The sequence below is a fragment of the Reyranella sp. genome, assembly GCF_004296935.1.
GTDB lineage: Bacteria > Pseudomonadota > Alphaproteobacteria > Reyranellales > Reyranellaceae > Reyranella.
In genome coordinates, this window is the sequence record NZ_SCVH01000165.1 from 1 (window position 1) to 23,459 (window position 23,459).

General features: G+C 66.4%; 26 protein-coding genes. 18 read left to right on the top strand and 8 right to left on the bottom strand.

The features are described from left to right. The first annotated feature begins 597 nt into the window (after window positions 1-597). Together EPO55_RS24240 and EPO55_RS24245 are read left to right on the top strand one after the other, a co-directional pair. Window positions 598-822: a hypothetical protein gene (locus EPO55_RS24240; protein ID WP_296340030.1), complete on the top strand. Its 225-nt coding sequence runs from the start codon at window positions 598-600 to the stop codon at window positions 820-822. Between the two features lie 51 nt (window positions 823-873). Next, a complete protein-coding gene (locus EPO55_RS24245) occupies window positions 874-1,098 on the top strand; it encodes a hypothetical protein (RefSeq protein ID WP_296340031.1) in 225 nt (74 codons plus the stop codon). Between the two features lie 99 nt (window positions 1,099-1,197). Here EPO55_RS24245 and EPO55_RS24250 read toward each other — a convergent pair whose 3' ends face one another. From EPO55_RS24250 to yajC, 5 genes are read right to left on the bottom strand one after another with little or no spacing between them, the layout of a single operon-like run. Then, window positions 1,198-1,812 (bottom strand): LysE family translocator, encoded by a 615-nt coding sequence (locus EPO55_RS24250; protein WP_296340032.1) that lies wholly within the window; start codon window positions 1,810-1,812, stop codon window positions 1,198-1,200. A 9-nt stretch (window positions 1,813-1,821) separates the two neighbouring features. Beyond that, window positions 1,822-2,241, bottom strand: a complete 420-nt coding sequence (locus EPO55_RS24255; RefSeq protein WP_296340034.1) for an Mth938-like domain-containing protein — start codon at window positions 2,239-2,241, stop codon at window positions 1,822-1,824. Further along, a complete protein-coding gene (secF, locus tag EPO55_RS24260; RefSeq protein WP_296340035.1) occupies window positions 2,238-3,416 on the bottom strand; it encodes a protein translocase subunit SecF in 1,179 nt (392 codons plus the stop codon). The genes EPO55_RS24255 and secF overlap by 4 nt, the downstream gene beginning before the upstream one ends. 10 nt (window positions 3,417-3,426) lie before the next feature. Continuing rightward, window positions 3,427-5,097 carry a protein translocase subunit SecD gene (gene secD, locus EPO55_RS24265; RefSeq protein ID WP_296340037.1) on the bottom strand — a complete coding sequence of 557 codons (1,671 nt, stop codon included), beginning with the start codon at window positions 5,095-5,097 and terminating at the stop codon, window positions 3,427-3,429. A 28-nt stretch (window positions 5,098-5,125) separates the two neighbouring features. Further along, window positions 5,126-5,551 (bottom strand): preprotein translocase subunit YajC, encoded by a 426-nt coding sequence (gene yajC, locus EPO55_RS24270; protein WP_296340038.1) that lies wholly within the window; start codon window positions 5,549-5,551, stop codon window positions 5,126-5,128. A gap of 113 nt (window positions 5,552-5,664) precedes the next feature. Between yajC and EPO55_RS24275 the strand changes: the two genes are divergently transcribed. From EPO55_RS24275 to EPO55_RS24310, 8 genes are read left to right on the top strand one after another with little or no spacing between them, the layout of a single operon-like run. Continuing rightward, a complete protein-coding gene (locus EPO55_RS24275) occupies window positions 5,665-6,531 on the top strand; it encodes an ATP-binding protein (protein WP_296340039.1) in 867 nt (288 codons plus the stop codon). A 16-nt stretch (window positions 6,532-6,547) separates the two neighbouring features. Further along, on the top strand, window positions 6,548-7,141 hold the full coding sequence (locus tag EPO55_RS24280) for a pyridoxamine 5'-phosphate oxidase family protein (RefSeq protein ID WP_296340040.1): 594 nt from the start codon (window positions 6,548-6,550) through the stop codon (window positions 7,139-7,141). A 42-nt stretch (window positions 7,142-7,183) separates the two neighbouring features. Continuing rightward, a complete protein-coding gene (locus EPO55_RS24285; protein WP_296340041.1) occupies window positions 7,184-8,236 on the top strand; it encodes an extracellular solute-binding protein in 1,053 nt (350 codons plus the stop codon). Window positions 8,237-8,244: 8 nt separating this feature from the next. Beyond that, window positions 8,245-9,306, top strand: coding sequence for an ABC transporter ATP-binding protein (locus EPO55_RS24290; RefSeq protein ID WP_296340042.1), 1,062 nt, complete (start codon window positions 8,245-8,247; stop codon window positions 9,304-9,306). After that, a complete protein-coding gene (locus tag EPO55_RS24295; protein WP_296340043.1) occupies window positions 9,303-10,163 on the top strand; it encodes an ABC transporter permease in 861 nt (286 codons plus the stop codon). The genes EPO55_RS24290 and EPO55_RS24295 overlap by 4 nt, the downstream gene beginning before the upstream one ends. Then, the gene (locus EPO55_RS24300) at window positions 10,160-10,960 is read left to right on the top strand and encodes an ABC transporter permease (RefSeq protein ID WP_296340044.1); all 801 of its coding nucleotides are present in this window, start codon (window positions 10,160-10,162) and stop codon (window positions 10,958-10,960) included. The genes EPO55_RS24295 and EPO55_RS24300 overlap by 4 nt, the downstream gene beginning before the upstream one ends. A gap of 24 nt (window positions 10,961-10,984) precedes the next feature. Beyond that, the gene (locus EPO55_RS24305) at window positions 10,985-11,734 is read left to right on the top strand and encodes an aspartate/glutamate racemase family protein (protein WP_296340045.1); all 750 of its coding nucleotides are present in this window, start codon (window positions 10,985-10,987) and stop codon (window positions 11,732-11,734) included. Beyond that, window positions 11,727-12,608, top strand: a complete 882-nt coding sequence (locus tag EPO55_RS24310; RefSeq protein WP_296340047.1) for a polysaccharide deacetylase family protein — start codon at window positions 11,727-11,729, stop codon at window positions 12,606-12,608. The genes EPO55_RS24305 and EPO55_RS24310 overlap by 8 nt, the downstream gene beginning before the upstream one ends. Window positions 12,609-12,618: 10 nt before the next feature. Here the strand turns inward: EPO55_RS24310 and EPO55_RS24315 are convergent, their stop codons facing one another. Continuing rightward, on the bottom strand, window positions 12,619-13,089 hold the full coding sequence (locus tag EPO55_RS24315; RefSeq protein ID WP_296340048.1) for a PaaI family thioesterase: 471 nt from the start codon (window positions 13,087-13,089) through the stop codon (window positions 12,619-12,621). Window positions 13,090-13,114: 25 nt separating this feature from the next. Then, window positions 13,115-13,591 (bottom strand): MarR family transcriptional regulator, encoded by a 477-nt coding sequence (locus EPO55_RS24320; RefSeq protein ID WP_296340050.1) that lies wholly within the window; start codon window positions 13,589-13,591, stop codon window positions 13,115-13,117. A 60-nt stretch (window positions 13,592-13,651) separates the two neighbouring features. Between EPO55_RS24320 and EPO55_RS24325 the strand changes: the two genes are divergently transcribed. The 5 genes from EPO55_RS24325 (at window position 13,652) to EPO55_RS24345 (ending at window position 18,559) form a co-directional block, all read left to right on the top strand. Next, window positions 13,652-14,689: a 2Fe-2S iron-sulfur cluster-binding protein gene (locus tag EPO55_RS24325; protein ID WP_296340052.1), complete on the top strand. Its 1,038-nt coding sequence runs from the start codon at window positions 13,652-13,654 to the stop codon at window positions 14,687-14,689. Beyond that, window positions 14,686-15,618 (top strand): SDR family NAD(P)-dependent oxidoreductase, encoded by a 933-nt coding sequence (locus EPO55_RS24330; protein WP_296340053.1) that lies wholly within the window; start codon window positions 14,686-14,688, stop codon window positions 15,616-15,618. Before EPO55_RS24325 ends, EPO55_RS24330 begins: the two co-directional genes overlap by 4 nt. An 11-nt stretch (window positions 15,619-15,629) precedes the next feature. Beyond that, window positions 15,630-16,334 (top strand): Phenylacetic acid catabolic protein, encoded by a 705-nt coding sequence (locus tag EPO55_RS24335; protein ID WP_296340054.1) that lies wholly within the window; start codon window positions 15,630-15,632, stop codon window positions 16,332-16,334. 10 nt (window positions 16,335-16,344) lie between these two features. Next, entirely contained in the window at window positions 16,345-16,902 is a 558-nt protein-coding gene (locus EPO55_RS24340; RefSeq protein WP_296340055.1) for a hypothetical protein, read from the top strand. Window positions 16,903-17,023: 121 nt separating this feature from the next. Then, window positions 17,024-18,559: a M81 family metallopeptidase gene (locus tag EPO55_RS24345; protein WP_296340056.1), complete on the top strand. Its 1,536-nt coding sequence runs from the start codon at window positions 17,024-17,026 to the stop codon at window positions 18,557-18,559. Window positions 18,560-18,565: 6 nt separating this feature from the next. Here the strand turns inward: EPO55_RS24345 and EPO55_RS24350 are convergent, their stop codons facing one another. After that, complete coding sequence (locus EPO55_RS24350) at window positions 18,566-19,444, bottom strand: pirin family protein (protein ID WP_296340058.1); 879 nt, start codon at window positions 19,442-19,444, stop codon at window positions 18,566-18,568. A gap of 39 nt (window positions 19,445-19,483) precedes the next feature. Here EPO55_RS24350 and EPO55_RS24355 point away from each other — a divergent pair, with 39 nt between their 5' ends. From EPO55_RS24355 to EPO55_RS24365, 3 genes are all read left to right on the top strand, one after another. Beyond that, window positions 19,484-20,938: a CoA-binding protein gene (locus EPO55_RS24355; RefSeq protein WP_296340059.1), complete on the top strand. Its 1,455-nt coding sequence runs from the start codon at window positions 19,484-19,486 to the stop codon at window positions 20,936-20,938. Window positions 20,939-21,143: 205 nt separating this feature from the next. Beyond that, a complete protein-coding gene (locus EPO55_RS24360) occupies window positions 21,144-22,550 on the top strand; it encodes a M23 family metallopeptidase (RefSeq protein WP_296340062.1) in 1,407 nt (468 codons plus the stop codon). A 140-nt stretch (window positions 22,551-22,690) separates the two neighbouring features. Continuing rightward, window positions 22,691-23,459: amino acid ABC transporter substrate-binding protein (locus EPO55_RS24365; protein ID WP_296340064.1), on the top strand; the 769-nt coding region annotated here is incomplete at its 3' end.

The window sequence follows — 23,459 nt, forward strand, 5'->3', positions numbered from 1 at the left end:
GCTCAACGGGCCCACCTGAAACGTGGGGGTGTTGGGCCCGAATGTGGGCCCGGAGTCCGACCCCCTCCGCCCGCTACGCGGGCACCTCCCCCGCAGACGGGGGAGGAGTTAAATCGACCTCTTCCTCCTCCCCCGTCTGCGGGGGAGGTGCCCCGTCTTTCGGGGCGGAGGGGGGTCAGAGGTTGTTGGACCCGCGAGTCAGGACATCGCGGCGGCTGCACCAAGCGCCTAAGCGCGAACCCGCGGACGGCCGCGGGCAGGTCTTGCCGGAACGAACGAAAGAGGCCGGCGCAATCCCCGCCAGCCTGACAGAAATAGTGGCCAAAACCTGCTGAAATGTCAACTTTAAGAGCGGGATGCGCCGGAGCGATCTGTGGATTCCATCCCTACCAGATGTTGCGGTTTGGTCAGAATAATAATACAATATCTGGGTGGGATTTCCGCCAGTGCTTCTGCATGGACAGAAGTGCGAGCCGGCGTAATGGCCCGTCGCGGCATTCCCCGAGCGTGGTTCGTGCACGCGTAGCGTCCTCAAAAGCTCAAGAGCCAAGAGCGGAGACCTCGGGTCTCCAACGCTAACCGGAGGAACAACAAGTGATGGAAGTTTTCGACAAGGCCAAAGCCTGGATCGTCAGGATCACGGAGTTGGGCCTCTTGATCGTGGCCCTCAGCATCGTGTTGCAGATGCTGTTCGGCACGAACGTCGCCTTCTTCGGCGACGTCGTCGGCAATCTGATCAAGCTGATAACGGCGCTCGGCAACAACGGCGTCGTGGGATTGGTGGCGATCGCCATCATTCTCTACCTGTTCAGTCGCAAGTAACCCCTCAACTCCAACCCCCTCGAGTCGACAAGAAACCAAGAGGAGACAACGATGGAATGGTTCGATCGTGCCAAGATGATGGTCGTCAAGTTCACCGACATCGCCGTCGCGCTTCTCGCGCTGGCCATCATCCTGCAGCTGCTGTTCGGCAGCAACACACAGTTCCTCGGCGACGTCGCCGGCAACATCATCACCTTCCTGAAGGCGTTCGGCGGTCAGGGCCTGGTCGGCCTCGTCGCCATCGGCGTCGTGCTCTACATCCTCAATCGCAACTAGCGCGAAGCGGCACACCGCATCGAGGGAGCCTCCCCGGCAACGGGGAGGCTTTCTTCTTTCCCGGGCTTCTTTCCCGGGCTTCTTTCCCGGGCCGCGTTCTCAGGGCCGGCGCGCGAGGGCGAGGCCGACGCCGGCGCCGATCAGCAGGCCACCCGTCAGCCGGTTGCGCAGTCGGGCATGCGCCACCATCAGCATGCGCAGGCGGCCGGCAAGGACGGCCCACAGCCCGTCGAGCACGACGGCGACGACAAGGAACGTCACCGCCAGCAGCAGGAGCTGGTCGGCCGCGGTCGGGCCCGGCGTGATGAACTGCGGCAGGAACGCACCGTAGAACAGCAGGGTCTTGGGATTGGTGAGACCGACCAGGAAGCCGCGCCCGAAGATCAGCCGCGCCGAGCGCGCCTGCGCCTCGGTACGCGAGAGGTCTACGGCGGGCGCCCGCCAGGCGGCGATGCCCAGCCACACGAGATAGGCAACACCTGCCCAGCGCAGCCAGTCGAAGCTGGCGGCCAGGAAATTCAACAAGGCCGTCGCGCCCAGCACCGTGAGTGCCAGGTGCACCACGACGGCGCTGCTGGTGCCGGCCACGGTCAAGAGCCCGAACCGCGTGCCGTGGGCCACGCTGTTGGCCACGATCAGCGCGACGTTGGGCCCCGGGATCAGGATCAGGACCGCGCAGGCGGCGACGAAGGCGAGGTAGAGATCGAGCGACATGGCCGATGCCTACAGCGGAATAAGCGCTGCCGCCACCCGCCGGCTCTCGGCCAGCAGGACATTGTAGATGCGGCAGGCCGAGCCGGTATCGACGACCTCGAGGGCGAGACCGGCGGCCTTGAGCGCGGCGCGAAGCTCGGCGGGCACCAGGATCGCGCGGGCGCCGCAGCCCAGCACCAGAAGCTCGGTGGGTGCCGGCGCCGCCTTGAGCGCGGCGAGGCTCTCCAGCGTCAGATCTTCGGCGCGTGCGACGTTCCATGCCGTGGTGGCGAACGGCGTCACGAGGACCGGCTGGCGCCAGTCGCGATCGCTGATCAGGAAGCGGCCGGGACCGTAGCTGCGGATGAGCTGGACCTGGGCCGGATCCGGCGCCGGCAGGGTCTTGTCGTCCGGCGCCCTGCCGCCTGAAGCGGGGCGCGGCGGGATCACGCCTTGGCCTTCGCGGCCTCTTCGTCGGCCGGCCGCAGCTGATCGGGTCTCAGGTTCAGGTAGACGAGGGCCGCGCAGGCAATCCAGACCGATGAATAGGTGCCGACGATGACGCCCCACAGCATGCCGATCGAGAAGCTGTAGAGTACCGGTCCGCCGAACACGACCAGGGCCAACACCGCCACGAACACGGTTCCCGATGTCATCAACGTGCGCGACAGGGTTTCGTTGAGGCTGAGGTTGAGCAGATCGATCAGGCCAAGCTTCTTGTAGCGCCGCATGTTCTCGCGGACGCGATCGAAGATCACCACCGTGTCGTTGATCGAATAGCCGGCGATGGTCAGCACCGCGGCGAGCGCGGTCAGGCTGAAATCGAGCTGCAGCAGGACGAAGACGCCGAGTGTGGTGATCACGTCGTGCAGCATGGCGACCAGGGCACCGACGCCGAACTGCCATTCGTAGCGGAACCAGACGTAGACCACGATGGCAGCCATCGTCGCCAACACCGCCCAGATGCCGCTCATCATGAGTTCGTCGCCGATCTTGGGCCCGACCGATTCGGTGCCACGGATATCGTAGTTCGCGCCGATCGCGTCCTCGACCGCCTTGATCGCCACCTGCTGGCACCATTCGGCGCGCTGCTCCGGCGACATGTCGACCTTGGCGGTGGCCGTCGTGCCGCGCGGCAACTGGCGCTCGACGATGGTGAGGCCGACCCGGCTCACCGCGTCGCGCCAACCGGCGCCGTCGAGCGCCTGGGGCGCCGTGAATTCGACGTCGCCGGTGCCGGCCGCGCCCGGCTTCACCTGCCAGCCCGCACTTGAGCGCTTCTGCATCACGCGCTGGGCGCCGGCCACGCACTGGGCATTGCCCTCCTGGCGCTGGATGCGGATCAACACGGTGCTGGCCTCGCCGAACTCCTGCAGCGAGACCTCGCCGACGCCGAGCCCGCCCACGGTGGCACGCAAGGCGTCGAGCTGGGCGGCCGCGCCCTGCTTGGCGCGCACCTGCAGGGCGATGCCGCCCTTGAAGTCGATGCCGAAATTCAGCCCGACGAAGACGACGGCCAGGATCGCCACGACGTTGATCAGCGTCGACAGGATGAGGGCCGGCTTGCGCCAGCGGAGAAAATCGAACTTCTTCTTGAAGGCGAACAGGTGAACGGGCTTCCACATGACGGCGCCCTCAAATCACGAGTTCGGTGGGACGCCGCCAGCGCACCCAGACCGCGAGCAGCATGCGGGTGAAGATGGTCGAGCTGAACATCGAGGTCAGCAGGCCGAGCGACAGGGTGGTGGCAAAGCCGCGGATCGGGCCCGAACCGAAGCCGAACAGCAGCACGGCCGCGATCAGGGTCGTGAGGTTGGCGTCGATGATGGCCGACATGGCGCGCTCATAGCCGGTGGCGATCGAGCTGAAGGCCGAACGGCCGAGCGCCTTCTCCTCGCGCACGCGTTCGTAGATCAGCACGTTGGAATCGACCGCCATGCCGACCGTCAGCACGAGTCCCGCCATGCCCGGCAGGGTGAGCGAGGCGCCGAGGATCGACATGCCGGCGAACACCATCAGGAGGTTCACGAGCATGGCGAGGTTGGCGAAGCCGCCGAACACCGGGCCGTAGGCGACGAACATCACGATCGCCACCAGGACGGTGCCGACCAGCGCCGCCACCGTGCCGGCCTGGATCGCATCGGCGCCGAGATCGGCGCCCACTGTGCTCTCCTGGATGATGGTGAGCGTCGCCGGCAGCGCGCCCGACCGCAGCAGCAGCGCCTGCTCCTGGGTCTGCTGGGTGGTGAAGCTGCCGGTGATGATGCCGCTGCCGCCGCAGATCGCGCTCTGCACCACCGGTGCGCTGATGATCTCGCCGTCGAGCTGGATCGCCAGCCGCTTGCCGATGTTGGCGCGGGTGGCGGCGCAGAAGGCGCGGCCGCCGGCCGAGTTGAAGGTGAAGCTGATGATCGGGCGGCCGCCCTGCTGCTGCTCGAAGGTGGCCTTGGAATCGTCGAGATCCTCGCCGCCCACGACCACGCGCTTCAGCACCGGCAGGCACTGCGGCTGGTAGCGCCGGCAGATCTGCTCGGGCGACATCCGGGGATTGGCCGCCTGGATATCCTCCCACGCCTTGGGGTTGGTCCGCCTCAGCTCCTGCATGCCCTCGCGTGTCGGCACGAGGAAGGTGGTGGGCGGCAACGTCGCCGGGATGTTCGCGCCGGCCGCCGCCACGTCCTCGTTCACGAGATGGAACGTCAGCTTGGCGGTCTGGTTGATCTTGCGCTTGAGGTCGGTGGTGTCCTTGATGCCGGGCACCTGCAGCAGGATGCGCTCATCGCCCTGGCGCACGAGCGTGGGCTCGAGCGTGCCGGTCTCGTCGACACGACGGCGCAGGATCTCGATCGACTGGTCGATCACTTCCTTCTTGCGGCGGAACAGCTCCTGCTCGGAGTAGGCGAGCCGGATGGTGTCGCCGCTGCCCGACACTGCAAGCGTCGGATCGAGGGCGCGGATCGCCTCGATCGCCTTGGTCCGCTGGGCCTCGTCGCGCAGGGTGACGATCACGGCACGGCCGGGCTCGACAGTGACGTCCTTGATACCGACCTGCTGCTTGCGCATGTCGGCGCGCACCGAGTCGGAAAGGTTGGTCAGCCGTTCGGTGAGCACGCTGCGCAGGTCGGCTTCCAGCAGGAAGTGGGCGCCGCCGCGCAGGTCGAGGCCGAGATTGATCCTGTTCTGCGAGTACCAGTGCGGCAGCGCATCGAGGACGTTGCTCGGCAGCAGGTTGGGCAGGGCGAACAGTCCCGACAGCACCGTGATGGCGATGATGACGATGGTCTGCCAGCGCGGAAGATTGAGCATCCCGACCTACTTCTCCCAGCCGATCCGTCTACTTCTTGCCGCCGAACAGGTTGCCGAGCAGGCTCTTTCTCTCGCCCGCCGGCGGCGGCGGCGGCAGCATCGGCTTGTCGTCCTCCTCGGACTCCTTGGCGCCGCGCACCGACTCGCCGCGGGTCAGGATGTCGGTGATGGTCTGCTTGACGATGCGAACCCGCACGCCGTCGGCAAGTTCCACCTGAAGCTCGTTGTCGGAGATCACCTTGGTGACCAGCCCGATGATGCCGCCGCCGGTGACAACCCGGTCGCCGCGCTTGACGCCGGCCAGCATCTCGCGCTGGGCCTTCATCTTGGACTGCTGCGGGCGAATCAGCAGGAAATAGAACACAACGAAGATGAGGATCAGCGGGAACAGCTGGACGAGGAAATCCCCGCTGCCACCGCCTGCCGCTTGAGCCCACGCTGGGGAAATGAACATCTTCTGCTCCTGATCTTCCGGCCGTCGAAAAAGCGCGCGGACTATAGCGGCCCGTGCCCGCTTTGCAATGCAAGCAGGGGGCGATATGGTCGCCCCCTTTCACGCAGCCGGCAATGATGGATCAAGACCTTAAAGCAACACTTTCACGTATCGCCGAAGCGCTCGACCGTCTGGCCCCGCCCGCACCGCCCAGCGCCGACATCGGCGCGGCCGAAGCCTATGTCTGGCACGCCGCCGGCCACCGGCTGGAAATGGTGCCAAAGGTGAACCGGGTCAACCTCGACCTGCTGATGGGCATCGACCGCCAGAAGGAGACCCTGCTCGAGAACACGCGGCGTTTCGCCAAGGGGCTGCCCGCCAACAACGCGCTGCTGTGGGGTTCACGCGGCGCCGGCAAGAGCTCGATCGTGAAGGCCGTCCACGCTCACGTGAACCGCGAGCTCGGCGGACCGCCGGGCCCGTTGGCACTGGTCGAAATCCATCGCGAGGACATCCCCTCGTTACCAGGATTGCTCTCCCAGATCCGCAACTCCCAGCGCCGCTTCGTCGTGTTCTGCGACGATCTCTCGTTCGACGGCCAGGACGCAGCCTACAAGTCGCTCAAGGCGGTGCTCGAGGGCGGCATCGAGGGCCGGCCGGAGAACGTGGTCTTCTACGCCACCTCCAACCGCCGCCACCTGATGCCGCGCGACATGATCGAGAACGAACGCTCGACGGCGATCAATCCGTCGGAAGCGGTCGAGGAGAAGGTCTCGCTGTCGGATCGCTTCGGGCTCTGGCTCGGCTTCCACAACGCCGACCAGGACACCTTCTTCGCGATGATCGAGGGCTATGCCGCCTTCTACAAACTCGGTGTGCCGGCCGAGACGCTGCGCAAGCGGGCGGTCGAATGGTCGGTGACGCGCGGCTCACGCTCGGGCCGCGTCGCCTGGCAGTTCATCCAGGAAGTGGCGGGCGAGCTCGGCAAGAAACTGGAGTAGCCATGGAGGAGTGGCGATGAGTGGGCCCGAAGACGTGATGTTCTCGCCGGCGGTCAAGGCGGAGCAGGCACGTCTCGGCTCGCGGGAGTCGTTCGAGGACCGCGATTGGCAAACGGAGATCACCGACGACCTCCGGCAATTCCTGGCCGCCATCGACACCTTCTTCTTTGCCACCGCCAGCGCCGACGGCCGTCCCTATGTCCAGCATCGCGGCGGGCCGGCCGGCTTCCTGAAGCCGATCGGCAGCCACATGCTCGCCTTCGCCGATTTCGCCGGCAACCGGCAGTACATCACCCTGGGCCATCTCAAGGAGAACGACCGGGCCCACATCTTCATTCCGCATTTCGCCACCCAGCAGCGGCTGAAGCTCTGGGGCCGCGCCCGCGTGGTCGAAGACGATGCCGAGCTGATGGAGCGGCTGGTCGACCCCTCGTATAAGGCAAAGCCGCAACGGGCGATCGCCTTCAGGATCGAGGCCTGGGACATCAATTGCCGGCAGCATATCGTGGCGCGCTACAGCGAGGCCGAGATCGCACCGGCCGTGAATCAGCTCACACAGCGGATCAAGGAGCTGGAAGAGGAAGTGGCGCGCCTGAAGGCGGCGCCTTAGGCACGGTCCTTGCTTCCCGGGGTTCGACAAAGGGGACCCCACATGAAAAAGACCACGACCATCTCGATCAACCGCCGCGCCATCCTGGCCGCCGCGGGTGCTGCGACTGCCGCCCTCGCGGCACCGCGCCTCCTGCGCGCCCAGACCAAGGAAGTCGTGGTCGGCGGCGCCGCCAGCCACAAGAGCTTCATCGAGCAGATCGTGGCGCCCGCGGTCGAAAAGAAGCTCGGCTGCAAGGTCGTGTTCGAGGGTTCGCGCTCGCTGGTCAACCTCGAGAAGATGCAGAAGAACAAAGACAAGCAATACCTGTCCGTCGTCATGATGGACGATCCGGTGATGATCCCCGCCGTGGCCGAAGGCCTGCTGGAGAAGCTCACGCCGGAGAAGGTTCCGAACATCAAGTTCCTGAAGCCCGGGACGATCCACATGGACGGCATGTGGTGCAACTACCTGCAGCCCTGGCTCGGCATCGCCTACAACCCCAAGGTCATGCCGACGGCGCCGACGTCGTGGGCCGAGATCTACGATCCCAAGTACAAGGGCCGCATCATCCTGCCCTCGCTGCAGAACACCGAGGGACTGGCCAACCTGTTCATGGCCGCGCACCTCGCCACCGGCAAGCCGATGGCCGAGGCCCAGAAGGACATCGACGCCGCCTTCAAGAAGCTGGTGACGATCAAACCCAACCTGCTGACCGCGTACACCCAGATGCCGCAAGCCTATAACCTGCTGGAGCAGGGCGAAGGCTTCATGATCTCGAGCGCGATCTCGCAGGTGGCGCTCGACCGCAAGGCCAGTGGCGCGCCGGTCAACATCGCCGTGCCGAAGGAAGGCATCTTTTCCATGCCGTCAGGCGTCGCGCTGGTGAAGGGGGCGCCCCAGCCCGAACTCGGTGCGGGATTTGTCGACGTCATGATCAGTGTCGAGGTCCAGAGCGCGCTTGCCGCCAAGACCAATTCGCTGCCGACCAACAAGGATGCGGCCATTCCGGCCGGCATGCCGACGAATGCCACGATCCACACCGTCGACTGGGCCTTCGTCGCCGCCAACCGCGAGGCGTGGGTCAAGCGCTGGGATCGCGACATGGCGCTGTAGAGCGCGTCGTGACGGAGGCCTTTCTCGACGTCGCGGCGGCGGAGAAATCGTTCGGCGCCGCCACTGTATTGGGTGGCATCGACCTCAAGGTGGGCGCCGGCGAGTTCGTCTCGCTGCTGGGGCCCTCGGGCTGCGGCAAGACCACATTGCTGCGGATCGTGGCAGGCCTTCTGGCGGCAGATCGCGGCACGGTCCGGCTCGACGGCGAGGACATCACGGCCAAGCCGCCGCACCGGCGCGACGTCGGCGTGGTCTTCCAGAACTATGCCCTGTTCCCCCATCTCACCGTCGCCGAGAACGTGGCCTTCGGCCTGAAAGCCCGCAAACGCGCCGCCGCCGACATCGCGCCAACCGTGAAGCGGTTTCTCGAGCTGGTGCATCTCACCGACTTCGCCGATCGCTCGGTGCGGGCGCTGTCGGGCGGCCAGCAGCAGCGCGTCGCCGTCGCGCGCGCGCTCGCGGTCGGGCCGAAGCTGCTGCTGCTCGACGAGCCCTTCTCCGCCCTCGATCGCAAGTTGCGCGAGACCATGCAGATCGAGCTCCGTCGTCTGCTGCGCGAGCTCGGCACCACCGCGGTGTTCGTGACGCACGACCAGGACGAGGCGCTCACCATGTCCGACCGCATCGCCGTCATGTACCGGGGCGCGATCGAGCATCTGGCGACACCGGAGGAAATCTACCGGCGGCCGGCGACTGCCTTCGCCCTGGGATTCGTCGGCCTCTCCTCGCGTCTCGCCGGCACCGTCGTGGGCAACGACCAGGGCATGGTGACCGTCGAGACGGCGTTCGGACCGCTCCGCGCCGCCGGCAATTTCGTGGCCGGCGCCCCGGTCCTGCTCGCGGTGCGTCCCGAGCGCATCAGGGTGAACGCGCCCGGCGACTACGCGCTCATCGCCCGCCTGCGCGACGCCGTATTCCAGGGCTCGAAGGTCCAGCTCCACTTCGAAGCGCAGGGCGGCGACCAGCTCATGGTCGAGACGGCCGATCTCACGGACGGCGTGCCGGCGCCCGGAACCGAGATGAAGCTCGGCTGGGCGGTGTCCGACACGCTCATCTATCCGGCGTCATGACGACCCGCGCCGCTCCTTCGTCCGCCCCCTCGCCCTGGCGCGATCCCGTCATCCTGCTGGCGGTGCCGGCGGTGATCTACCTGCTGGTCGTCTACGCCTATCCGCTGCTCTGGCTGCTGATGAAGAGTTTTACGGGCCCGTCGGGTCTGACGATCCAGCCCTACATTTCCTTCATGAGCGACCCCTTCAACTGGCGCGTCGTCGGCAACACGCTGCGCGTCGCCGCCTGGGTCACGCTCTTCTGCTTCGTCATCGGCTATCCTGCCGCCTTCGCCCTCGCCCGCGCCGGTGCGGTGGTGCAGATCGTGATGCTGGTCTCGATCATCCTGCCGCTCTCCATCGGCGCGGTGGTCAAAGCCTTCGCCTGGCAGATCGTGCTGCGCCGCGACGGCGTGGTCTCCCAGCTCCTGGTCGGGCTCGGCATCTGGGACACGCCGCAGCGACTGCTGTTCACCGAGACCGGGCTGGTGCTGGGCGCGGCCAACATCTTCCTGCCCTTCATGATCCTGCCGATTTATTCGGTGGTGAAGCTGATCGATCCACGCCTCAGCGAAGCCGGCGCCACGCTCGGCGCCACGCCGCTCTACAGTTTCACGCGCGTGACCCTGCCGCTCACCCTGCCCGGCATCGTCTCGGGCGTGGCCTTCGTCTTCTCGATGAGCGTGTCGATGTTCGTGATCCCCTCGCTGCTGATCGGCGACCGGTTCCAGACCCTGGCCACCCTCACCGGCCGCTCGTTCCTGCTGATGCGCAACGAGCAGCTGGGTTCGACCACGGCGGTCATCCTTCTCACGCTGGCGGTGGCCATCGTCGTCGGCTCGACCTGGCTCGCGCGCCGGCTGGGCGGCAGCACATGACCGCGACCGAGCGGCTCACCCGTTATTTTATCTGGTTCATCGCGGCCTTCACCGTGGTGTTCCTGATGACGCCGCTTCTCGTCACCATCGCGGTGTCGTTCGGCTCGTCGACCGTCTTCACGCTGCCGCCGCCCGACTGGTCGCTGCGCTGGTACCAGAAGCTGGCCAACACACGCGGCCTGCTGCCTGCCCTCATGGTCTCGCTGCAGGTCGCGGCCATCTCCACCGCCATCGCCATGGTATTGGGCACGCTCTGCGCCATCGCTCTCGTCCGCGGCCGCTTCCCCGGCCGCGAGGCCATCTCGACCTTCCTGATCTCGCCGCTCATGCTGCCCGGCCTGGTGATCGGCATCGCCATGCTGCAGGGCTTCAAGGCCATGGGCTTGCGCGACGTCTACGCCAGCCTGTTCGTGGCCCATGTCGTGATCACGCTGCCCTATGTCGTGCGCACGGTGGTGGGCGCGCTCTCGCTGTTCGATTTCTCGCTGATCGACGCCGCGCGCACGCTCGGCTGCAACTATCCGATGGCGCTGATGCGCGTGCTGGTGCCGGCGCTGGCGCCGGCGTTCCTCACGTCCGGCATGTTCGCGTTCCTGGCCTCGATGGACAACTACCCGATATCGATCTTCTTCACCGATGCCTGGACCAAGACCCTGCCGATCCAGATGCTGCAGTATGTCGAGGAGACCCCCGATCCCACGATCGCGGCGATCTCGGCCGGCCTGGTGCTGCTGGCGATCCTCGTCCTGATCATCGGCGACCGCCTGGTCGGGCTGCGCAAGCTCGCGGACTTTTAAGTCGCGGCCTCCTAGAGTGACGCCATGAAGATCCTGGTCGCCAACCCCAACACCTCCACCGGTGTCACCGAGCGTCTGGTCGCCGCCGGCCGGCTGGTCGCCAGTCCGGGAACGGAGCTGCTGCCCATGACGGCGCCGCGCGGCGTACCCTACATCGCCACCCGCGCCGAGGCCGCCATCGGCAGCGCGGTGATGCTGGAGATGCTGGCCGAGCGGCGCGGCACCTTCGATGCCGCCATCGTCGCGGCCTTCGGCGACCCGGGCCTCGGTGGCGCGCGCGAGCTGTTCGATTTCCCCGTGGTCGGCATGGCCGAAGCCGCGATGCTGGTCGCCTGCACGCTCGGGCGAAAGTTCGCCATCGTGAGTTTCGCCAAGGCGCTGGAGCCGTGGTTCGCCGAGATCGTGGAATGGCACGGCATGTCGGGCCGATGCGCCGCCATCCAGATGCTCGACAGCTCCTTCACCAACATCAACGACGTGGCAGACGAGAAGGAGCAGCTGCTGGTCGATCTCGCCAACCGCGTCGTCACCCACAACGGCGCCGACGTGGTGATCCTGGCCGGCGCGCCGCTGGCGGGCCTCGCCAACAAGATCAGGGAGCGCGTGCCCGTGCCCCTTGTCGACGGCATCCAGGCCGCCATCACGATGGCCGAGGGGCTGGTCCGCCTGAACCCGCGCAAGGCGACTGCCGGCACCTATCGTCGACCGGCGGCGAAGGAGTCCAAGGGCCTCTCCAAGTCGTTGGCCGACGTCATCGGGCACCGCGATGCGTGACCTTAAAGGCTACGGCCGCACACCGCCCGATCCGAAGTGGCCCGGCGGCGCACGGGTCGCGGTCTCGTTCGTGATCAACTTCGAGGAAGGCGCCGAGATGTCGCTTTCCCGGGGCGATCCCCACAATGAAAAGGTCTACGAGGTCACCGACGAAGTGGTGGGCGTTGCGGATCGCTGCATGGAATCGCACTTCGAGTACGGCACCAAGGCGGCGTGGTGGCGGATCGCCGATACGCTCGAACGGTTGGGCGTCGTCACCACCGTCAGCACCTGCGGGATGGCGGCCGAGCTGTCGCCGTGGCTGATCGAGGACGCGGTGAAGCGCGGCCACGAGATCGCCTGCCATGGCTGGCGCTGGGAGAAGCACGCCCATATGGAGGAAGCGGCCGAGCGCGAGGCGATTGCCAGGACGGTGAAGGTGCTGGCCGAGATCGCGGGCACGCGCCCCGTCGGCTGGCACACGCGCTCCACGCCCTCGCCCAACACGCGCCGCCTGCTCGTTGAGGAGGGCGGCTTTCTCTACGACAGCGACGACTATTCCGACGACCTGCCGTTCGAGACCGAGGTGTCGGGCAAGAAGCACCTGGTCATCCCCTACAGCTTCGACACCAACGACATGCACTATCACCAGGGCTTCCACCGCTTCGTGACGGCGCGCGACTTCGCCGAGTACACGACCGACGCCTTCGACACGCTGTGGGCCGAGGGCGAGCGCTCACCGAAGATGATGTCGATCGGCCTGCACCTGCGCATGATCGGCCGGCCCGGCCGCATCGCCGCCCTCGATCGCATCGTCGGCCACATGAAACAGAAGGGCGGCGCCTGGTTCGCCACCCGCCGGCAGATCGCCGAGCACTGGCTGGCCCGGTTCTGAGGTCGCTTCTCTAGGCTTTCTTCGGCCGGACGATCTTGATGGTCGAGGTGGCATGGACGATCAGGCGGCCCTTCTCGTCCTTGAGATCGCCGTCGAGGAAGCCGACCGAACCGCCCCAGCGCATCACCCGGCCCTCGGCGAACACGATGCCCGGCCCCATCGCCTCGAAGAAGCTGATCTTCAGCTCGAGGGTCGGCACGGCGACGGCGAGGTTGCCCTTGACGATCGCGGCGTTGGCCATCGCGGTATCGACCATGCCGGTGAGGAAGCCGCCCTGGCAGATGCGGCCGTCCGAATGGCAGAAAGCCGGTACGATCTCGAACCGGAAGCGGCAGGTGCCGCGAGCCTGATCGATCTCGATCAACTCGCCATTGAGCGTCTTCACCGGCTCCGGCGGATTGGCCCGCATCAACTGGAGAAGAACGGTGTCGTTCATCGACTGGCCGGCGATATGGCCGAAGTCGGGATGGGCTGAGGTCATGGCGCGTCAATCATGGCGGCCGGGACTATAACGAACGCGCGCCGGCCCGCACCTTTTCCAGCAGCTCGATGAGCTTCAGCGTTTCGGCGGTCGAAAGACGGGAGGCAATGCGCTTCTCGTGAGCCCGCACCAGACTCGTGAAGCGTGTGAGCGCCTTCTCGCCGGACGGCGTCAGCCTCAGCGCATGCGTGCGCCCATCGGTGGGCGAGCGCCGCCGTACCAGCAAGCCGCGCGCCTGCAGCCGGTCGAGGATCGGCACCAGGGTCGAGCGGTCGATGCCGAGTGCCCGCGCCAGCGCCATCTGGCTGAGGCCCGTATTGCGGGAGACGAGAATCAGCAGGCCGAATTCCCCGGGAGTCAGCGCCGCGCCGGCCGCCTGGAAGGTCCCGGCGAAATCGGCAAACACCGCCGACTGCGTGCGCCGCAGCACGTAGCCCAGCAACGTCGGCAGGACGCCGCGGTCAAGCTCGGGGGGGATCGGTTTGGCGGGTGGACGGCCCATGACACGAGTGGTAAACGGCGATTGTTTGGGGATCAAACAAATTCTCGTGCGCAGTTCCCGATGAGTTTCAAAGTCCGTATCGCCCAGGCTGACCGCACCATCGAGGTGCCGACTGGCGCCACCATCCTGGAGGCTGCCCTCGATTCGGGCGTCTCCTATCCCTTCGGCTGCCAGTCCGGCAATTGCGGCGCCTGCAAGTCGCACCTCGTCAAGGGCGAGGTGACGATGGAGGGCTACTCCGAGTTTGCGCTCTCCGACGAAGAGAAGGACCGCGGCCTGATCCTGGCCTGCCGCGCCGTCCCCTGGGAAGACTCCGAAGTCGCCTGGCTCGAAGAGGACGACCTGATCGTCCATCCCCGCCGCGTGCTGGTCTGCAAGGTGGTCGGCCTCGAGGATGCCACGCACGACATCAAGCGCGTGCGGCTGGAGATCGCCTCGGGTGGCCCCTTCGATTTCTCCGCCGGTCAATTCGCGTCCGTCACCTTCGGCGGCTGTCCGCCGCGTGACTATTCGATGGCCAACCTGCCGGGCGATCCGATTCTGGAATTCCATATCCGGCGGACTATCGGCGGCGCCACCAGCCTCCATGTCGCGGAGCAACTCAAAATCGGTGACGGCGTGCGGGTCGAAGGCCCGTTCGGCGCCTCGTATCTGCGCGAAGCCCATCGCGGCCCGATCATCGCCGTCGCCGGCGGCTCGGGCATGGCGCCGATCAAGGCGATCGTCGAGCGCGCGCTTCAGAAGAACCTGCCGCAGCATATCTACTGCTATTTCGGCGTCCGCACCGAGCGCGACCTCTACCTGCACGACCATTTCACTGCGCTGGCAAGCCAACACAAGAACCTGCATTTCATTCCGGTGCTGAGCGAAGGCGATGGCATGAGCCGGCGTTGCGGCCTGGTCCACGACGCCGTCGCCGCCGACTTCGACGAAGTCGACGGCTGCAAGGCCTACCTCGCCGGACCGCCGGTCATGGTCGAGGCCGCGACGAAGCTGCTCGAGCGGCGCGGCATGCGCCGGATCGACGTCCATGCCGACGCCTTCTACACCGCGGCCGAGATGGCCAGCGCCAACAAGAAAACGGGAGCGGAACGATGACTGCATTGCTGGAAGGACGCTCAGCCATCGTCACCGGCGCCGGCCGCGGCATCGGCCGCGCCATCGCCGAAGCGCTGGTGGCCGAAGGCGTGAAGGTGATCGTGGCCGACAATGGCGCTTCGATCTCGGGTGAGGACGGCGATCCCGAAGTTGCGCGCGAGGCCGCCAAGGCACTCGGCAAGAATGCGCTGCCCTTCAGTGAGAGCGTGGCTTCTCCCGGAGCCGCCCGGCAGCTCGTCGACATGGCCGTGAAGCAATTCGGCGGCATCGACATCGTCGTAAACAACGCCGCGATCCTGCGCGATGCCTTCGTCTTCCGCGCCGACCCGCGCGACTGGGATGCGGTGATTCGGACCAACCTCTCGGCCGCCTTCTACCTGATCAACGCCGCGTCAGGTGTCATGCGTGAGCAGGGCAAGTCAGGCCGCGGCGGCAAGGACGGCTACGACTGGGGCCGCATCGTCAACATCGTCTCGTCGGCCGGGCTCTACGGCAATCTCGGCCAGGCGGCCTACGCCAGCGCCAAGGCCGGGCTGTTCGGGCTCACACGGGTCGCCGCCATGGACCTGCAGCGGGCCGGCATCACGGCGAACGCCGTGGCGCCATTTGCCAAGACGCGCGTGACCGACATCATCCAGCCCGCCAACGACGCGCAAAAAACCTACAAGGAGCGCGCGCTCAGGATCGGCGCCCACCATGTCGCCAACGTCGTGACGGCGCTCTGTTCGCCGGCCGGCAAGACCATCACCGGCCAGCTGCTGGGCGTACGCGGACGCGAGGTCTTCCTGTTCGCCCAGCCGCGTCCCGTCGCCACTCTGGAGGTGGGAGCGCCTGCGACGCTGGCCCAGGACCTGGTCGCAAAACTGGGGCCGAAATTCACCGACATGACCACCGATCTCGAAGCCTTCAATACCGAACCACTCGTCTGAGGAGATCCACCATGACCGACATCGTCGTGAAGACCGTCGAGGAGCTGAAGGGCGCGCCTGCAGAATATCGCGAGGCCGTCTCGAAGCTCGTCATCAGCCATGCCATCAACGAGCTCTACGGCGCACAGGTGTTCGACGAGCCGGCCATCTCCTACGCCCCGACACCCTACGCCAAGTGGCTGACCTGTCGCGTGGCGATGGAGGAATACGGCCATCACGTCCGCTTCAAGCAGCTCGGCGTGCAGATGGGGATTCCTGAGGAGCGCATGGTGCCCGGTACCGGCAAAAAGCCGCTGTCGATCTTCGAGTTCCCGCTGAAGACCTGGGAGGAGTTCGTGGCCATCAAGCTGCTGGCCGACCTCGCCGAGATCCTGCAGGTCGAAGACCTCCTGCACTGCACCTTCCATCCGCTGCGCAACCTCGCGCGCGCGACGATGCCGGAGGAGCGCTTCCATGCGCAGTTCGGCGAGGATTTCTCCGCCGAACTGGTGAAGACGCCCGACGGCAAGGCGCGGCTTCAGGCGGCTGTCGACGAATATTATCCCTACCTGCCGTCGTTCTTCGGCGGTTCGAAGTCGAAGAACAACGAGATCTTCCGCAAATGGAAGATCAAGCAGCGCACCAACGACGAGATGCGCCAGGACTACGTGACGCGCGCCACCGAGGTGGCCAGCAAGTACGGCCTTACCCTGCCGGAGATCCGGCAGGCGGCGTGAGCCCCGTGGGGTGAACCGCATCGTCGCCCTTCCCCGGACGTTGCTCGATGCGCTTCGCATGGAAGTGCAGGCGGCGTCATGGTTTGCCGCTCTCGGCGAGCCTCTCACCGAAGGCGACCGCAGCGATGCAGCGGCATATCTGGCGGCGCTGGGCTTCGACGCCTTGGAGGTCGGCTTGGCGCGCGACTGGCCCGACGCCGAGCGCCTCCTGAAGGCGCCCGACTGGATGCCGGCGTGGTGGGACCGCGAGGAGTCGCTGCGGCTGACCCTGCTCGCCGAGGCCGAGGCGCGCTATCCCGAGCGCGCGCTCTGGTCGTCGCTCACCGAACTCACGACCGAGACCGGCGACCTGGTGCATGGCAAGGCCGCGACCGCCGCCGCCCGCATGGGCAAGGCCGCCGCCGCCTCCATCCATGTCGCAGCGGGTGCTGCGGCGCAGGCGGTCTATCAACTGGCCCTCGCCCGGCTCGCCGAACAGCCGGCGTCGCCCTTCGAAAGCAAGTTTCGTCTCTACGCCGCCGGCCGCTGGCCACTCGGCATCATGGATTCCAGGCTGATCCTGTTCTGAGAAGGCCTGCAGTCAAGCAGTCCTGATGTGCAATAGCTGCCACTCGCCACGCCGCGGGTAGGACGCTACGTTCAACGAGCCGGTCGAGGCGTTTCCCGCATGCCGGCTTTGGGAGGAAACGTTGTCTCAGGACAACCCGCGAATAGCCATTCTCGGCTTCGCCATCGAATGCAATCGGTTCTCACCCGTCACCACGGCGGCGGATTTCGAGCAGGACGTCGATATCCGCGGCAACCGCATCGTGAGCGAAGCGCGCTCCGGCGCGTCGATCACGATGCCGGACCTGCCCGGCTTCTTCACCGAGATGGATCGCACCGGCAACTGGACGCCGGTGCCGCTTCGCGTGTCGCTCGCCCAACCGGGAGGTCCGGTCGAGGAAAGCTTCTTCCGCGAATTCCTGCGCGAGATCGAGGCTGGCCTGAAGGCAGCAGGGCCTCTCGATGCGGTGTTCATCTCGAGCCATGGCGCCGCACTGGCCCAGGGCACCGACGATCCCGACGGCGATCTGTTCGAGATCGTGCGCCGTATCGTCGGCCCTGAAATCCCGGTCGTCGTCGTATTCGACCTGCACGCCAACGTGTCGCGCAAGATGATCGACAACATCTCGGTGTTCGTGGGCTACCTGGAAAACCCGCACACCGACATCTACGAACGCGGCGTCGAGGCCGCCAAGCATATGCGCGAGTGCCTTGCGGGCGCGAAGACCGCCATCACCATGGTCAAGGTGCCGATCGTGGCGCCGCAGATCTCCCTGCTGACCGCCAAGGGGCCCTATGCCGACCTCATCAAGTACGGTCAGACAAAGGTGGGCGGCGATATCCTCAACGTGTCGGTGATGGCGGGTTTCGCCTACAGCGACAGCCCGAAGAACGGCCTCACCGCGGTCGTGACGGCGCGCAACGGCAACCGCCAGGCCGCGGCCGACCTCTCGCTCGACATCGCCGGCCGCGCCTGGGGCATGAAGGACCGCTTCAAACGGGCAATGATGTCGCTCGGCGACGCCGTGCAACTCGCGGCCTCGGTCGGCCGCGACCGGCGCCGCAAGCCGATCATCCTGGCCGATGTCGCCGACAATCCCGGCGGTGGCGGGCGCGGCAACACGACCTACCTGCTGCGCGCGCTGAGAAGCGCCGGCGCACAGAATGTCCTGTTCGGCGTATTCAACGATGCCGCGCTCGCGGCCAAAGCACACCAACTCGGCGAGGGCGCGATCTTTACCGCCTCGTTCAACACCGAGGAACACCAGGAATTCTCGCTGCCGTTCGATTGCCAGGCCAAGGTCGTGAAGCTGTCGGACGGCCGCTATGTCGGTCGCCGCGGCGTGCTGAGGAACGTCTCGTCGGACATGGGCCCGTCGGCGCTGCTCGATCTCGGCGGCATCCAGGTCGTCGTCATCAGTCATCGCTGCCAGTGCATGGACCCCCGCCAGTTCGAGATGTTCGACCTCGACATCGCCCAGGCGCGCGTCGTTGTCGTCAAGAGCCGCGGCCATTTCCGCGGCGGCTTCGACGAGTTCTTCAAACCCGACCAGATCTACGAAGTCGACTGCCCGGGCTTGACGTCGCCGGTGCTGGCGAACTTCACCTGGACCAAGCTGCCGCGGCCCGTCTATCCGCTCGACGAGGAGACGACCTGGATGCCGCCTCCCTCGGCTTGAGGGCGATCAGCGGTCCGGCAGCGGGATGAACTCCGGATCGCCCGGCACCATGGCGAATCGGCCGGCGCGCCAGTCGTCCTTGGCCTGCTCGATGCGTTCCTTTGTCGACGACACGAAATTCCACCAGATGTGACGCGGTCCATCCATCGCGGCACCGCCCAGCAACATCAGCTTGGCGCCGTCCGCGCCTGCCACAAGTTCGGCCGTCGCACCGGTAGCCAGAACGGCGAGATCGCCGACGGTCAGGACCCGATCGCCGACCGTCACGGACCCGTCGGCCACGTAGAGCGCCCGTTCGGCGTGTTCGGGCGACACGACGAACTTCGCTCCCGCCGACAGTTCCCCGCCGACATAGAAGATCGGCGAAAAATGCGTCGTCGGCGCCGTCCGGCCAGCATAGGTGCCGACGATCAAGCGAAGCGCCGCGCCCTGCTCCTGCCAGGCCGGCAGCCGCGCCGCCTCGACATGTTCGAAAGCCGGTGCTGTCTCCTCGTGCGTCTTGGGTAGCGCCACCCAGGTCTGGACGCCGTGCATGCGAAAGCCCGTCCGGCGCATCTCCGGTTCGGTGCGCTCGCTATGGACGATGCCGCGGCCAGCCGTCATCCAATTGACGTCGCCCGGCTTGATCGGCTGCGCGAAGCCCAGGCTGTCACGATGGAAGATCCCACCATCGAACAAGTAGGTCACGGTGGCGAGGCCGATATGCGGGTGCGGCCGCACCTCCATGCCGCCGCCCGGCGGCACGTCCATCGGGCCGAAATGGTCGAGGAAGATGAACGGCCCGACCATGCGGCGCTTCGCACTCGGCAACACACGCCGCACCGCAAAGCCGCCACCCAGATCGTGCGCGCGGCCCTGAATCAGCAGCTCGATCGGATCGGCCATCTTGTTCTCCTTCAATGTTTGTGCTGCAAACAATTCGACATGGCCATCCGCGACCTCTCGCCCTTTTTCGCGCCCCGCAGCATTGCCGTCGTCGGCGCCGGCGAGCGGGCCACGTCGTCCGGCGGAGCCATCATGCAGATGTTGCGGCAGGCGGGATATGGCGGTCGCGTGGTGCCGGTCAATCCCAAGGGCGGCACGATCTTCGGTTACGACTCGGTGACCTCGATCGGCGCCATCGACCCGCCGGTCGATCTCGCCGTCATTATCATCCGTCCCGACGCCATCCTCGACGCGGTACGCGAGGCGGCCGACCGCGGTATTCGGAACCTCCTGATCCTGCCCGGCGGCTTTGCCGAGGCCGGGCCGGTCGGCGTCGCACGCAACGAGGCGCTGCTGAAGCTCTCGGCCGAGCGCGGCCTCACCATCGCCGGGCCGAACTGCGCCGGCATCATCCATCTCGATCCGGCCTGGCGCTTTGCCGCGACGTTCCTGCGTGACCTGCCGCCCGGCGCCGCCGCTGGTGCGGGCAACGGTCTTGCCTTCATCTCCCAATCGGGTGCGCTCGCCGAGGAGTTCATCGACAAGGCCAACGCCCGCGACCTGCCGCTCGCGTCCGTGGTCTCGGTCGGCAATGCCGTCCATCTCGGCGTCGAGGACTACCTTGCCTGGCTGGGCGATCGCCCGGAAATCGGCACGGCCCTTCTCTACGTCGAATCGATCGAGGATCACGAACGCTTCTGCCACGCCGCCCGCGCCGTGGCCGCGACCAAGCCGGTGATCGCCCTCTTTGGCGGCCGGACCGAGGTCGGCGGGCGGGCGGCCTCGGCCCATACCGGCGCCATCGCCAACGACGATGCCGCCATCGAGGCCTTCTGCACCTCCTGCGGAATCGTCCGGGTAAAGAGCCTGCGTCGGCTGCTGCTGGCCGGCAAGGCGTTCGGCCGCTTCCCGCAGGGCCTCGGCAAGCGGGCCCTGATCCTGTCCAATTCGGGCGGCCCGGGAGTGCTCTGCGCCGACCGGGCCTCGCTCGAGGGGCTGGATCTAGGCGCCCTGCCGACCGCCATGGCCGAGGTATTGCGTCAGCAGCTGCCACCGGAAGCCTCGATCGCCAACCCGATCGACCTGCTCGCCGATGCCCGGGAGGACCGTTTCGGGCTCGCTTTCGAGGCGGCCATGAATCATGCCGCCCAAGCCTACGACCTGGTCATGATGATCCACGTCGTGCCGTTCATGGTCGATGCCAGACCGGTGATCGCCAGGCTGGCTGACCTCGCCGCAACCGCCCGGCTACCCCTGCTTCACAGCATGATGGGCACCCTGCCGGGCAAGGCCGACTGGTTCGCCACAATGGAGCGCGCGGGCGTTCCCATGTTCAACGATGTCGAGGAGATGGCCGAGGCCGCCGGCCTGCTGGCGAGCTATCCCGCACTGCGGGAGTCGCTCGAAACCACGGCCAAGGCCCCTGTGGCGTTTCGTGACCGGCGTCGTCCCTAGAGACGAAAAATCAAGCCATAACAACAGGTTATCCACATTGCGCGAGTGTTGCATTTTTGCAACTTTTTGTTGGACTTGTGGATAGTCCGTAGCCAGTATCGCCCGAAGCGGGGCATCGCGGGGGGCACCGACCTGGGGGAGGTCGGTGAATTCGTTGATTGGCCTCTAAGACAGTTTGTTGAGTTCAATGGATCGGGAGAGGCCAATGGCGTCCACGACAACGCGCGATGAGCGCGCCCAGCGCTGGCGAGCCGTTCGCACCCTTGTGACCGCAACTCTCGCCGTTTCCACGTTTCAGCTTTACGGTGCCGCCGGGGCGACCGCCCAGGTCAAGGCGCCCAGCAAGAACCAGCTCAAGGCGCCGGCGAAGGCCGCCTCCAACAACGACATCCAGCCCTTCTCGATCGGCAGCGACGGCTCCGTCGTCGAACAACTCGTCAATCTCAAGGTCGACCACGCCGACGCCCAGGCGGCATCCGAGGCCGTCGGCAAGGCGTTGAGCCAACTGAGCGCCAAGGAAGCCAGTTCCGGCCGTGCCGTCCTGGTCTCCCAGGGCGCCAACCAGCCCAAACGCCTGGTTGCGCTGCAGCTCTTTTCCGCAAGCTCGCTGGCCGTGGAACTCGAGCGGACCGCCGACGGCACGTTCGGTTTCAAGCTGGCACCGGGTGCCACCGAGAACGACGATCAACGGGTCTCCACCGTCCCCAGTACGGCGTCGGCCGCCGGCCCCGGCGCCCGGTCGGTCGTCGCCGGATCGGTAACGGTCGTCAAAGCCAACAGCGCGACGCTGGTGACCAGCCTGGCGCCAGCCGGCACCAGCGCGGCAACGCTCAAGGAACTGACCCAGGCACTGGCGGGATTCGCGCCCCCAACCGCCAAGGTCGAGGTTCTCCAGGGCCGCACCGTCGATGGTGCCCCGCGCATCCTCCTCGCCAGTCTCGGCGACGGACAGAACAAACAGTCCTTCTGGTGGTTCGCTCCGCCCAATGAGCCGGAAGGTTGGTTCGACGAAAATGGCCGCCGGCTGGGTGGCACAGCGCTGACCGACCCAAGGCCGGGTGCACGCATCTCCTCGCCCTTTGGCATCCGCCGTTACTACGGCCGCAAGAGCGGTGGTGGCTTCCACAATGGCATCGACTTCGAAGGCAAGACCGGTGAGCCGATCTTCGCGGCAGCCGATGGCATGATCAATCACCAGGGCTGGTACTTCAACTACGGCCGCACCGTAAAAGTCAGCCACGCCGATAATTTCGAGTCGCTCTACGCCCACATGTCGCGGTTTGCCGATGGCATGGGTCCGGGCACCCGCGTCCGCAAGGGCGATCTGATCGGCTACGTCGGCTCGACCGGCCGGTCGACCGGGGCACACCTGCATTTCTCGGTGATCGTGAACGGCCAGTTCGTCGATCCGGCGCCATACATCACGGAAAAGGGCGGCGCCATTACGCTGACCGGCGAGGCACTGGTGTCCTACCGCCAATGGCAGCAGGACGTCCACGCAGCCAGCAGCCGCAGCAAACCGCGGTCCTTCGGCGATTGGTTCCGCAGCTCGCAGGATTCCGAGCCCTGGTCGAAGAACCCGTTCGGCGCCAACGGCGCGGATCGCCTCTAGACATCGTCCTTCAGAGCGTCCCGCCCGGTTGGGCGGCGTTGCGTCCGGCCGTTTGATCGCCTACGAATTGCGCCATCGACCGTGAACGGTCACGCAAGTCGCCGATCGGGAATCCGATGCAACCACGAGGGAAAGACCAGATGTTGAACAAGTTTTTGGCCGCCGGCGTCGCCGCGGTCGCACTGGCCGGTGTCGCCACGACGGCACAAGCCGGCAAGGAACTCGACGCCATCAAGGCGCGCGGCCAGCTCATCTGCGGCGTCAGCACCGGCGTTGCGGGTTTCGCGCTCGCCGACAGCCAGGGCAAGTGGACCGGCCTCGACGTCGATCTCTGCCGCGCGGTCGCCGCGGCGATCTTCGGCGATGCCGACAAAGTGAAGTTCGTCCCCACCACCGCCCAGCAGCGCTTCACGGCGCTGCAGTCGGGCGAGGTCGACCTGCTGGCGCGCACCACGACCTACACGCTGACGCGCGATACCGCGCTCGGCTTCGATTTCACCGGCGTCAATTACTACGACGGCCAGGGCTTCATGGTGAACAAGAAGCTCGGCGTGAAGAGCGCCAAGGAACTGAACGGCGCAACCGTCTGCGTGCAGCCTGGCACGACGACCGAACTCAACCTTGCCGACTACTTCCGCGCCAACAAGATGACCTTCAAGCCGGTGGTCATCGAGAAGGTCGAGGAAGTCCGCGCCGCGTTCTTCGCCGGCCGCTGCGACGTCTTCACGACGGACGCCTCGGGCCTCTATGCGACCCGTGCCGCCAACGCGCCCAAGCCGGAAGACTACATCATCCTGCCGGAGATCATCTCCAAGGAGCCGCTGGGACCGGTGGTGCGCCACGGCGACAACCAGTTCGCCGACATCGTGCGCTGGTCGCTGTACGCCATGGTCGAGGCCGAAGAGTACG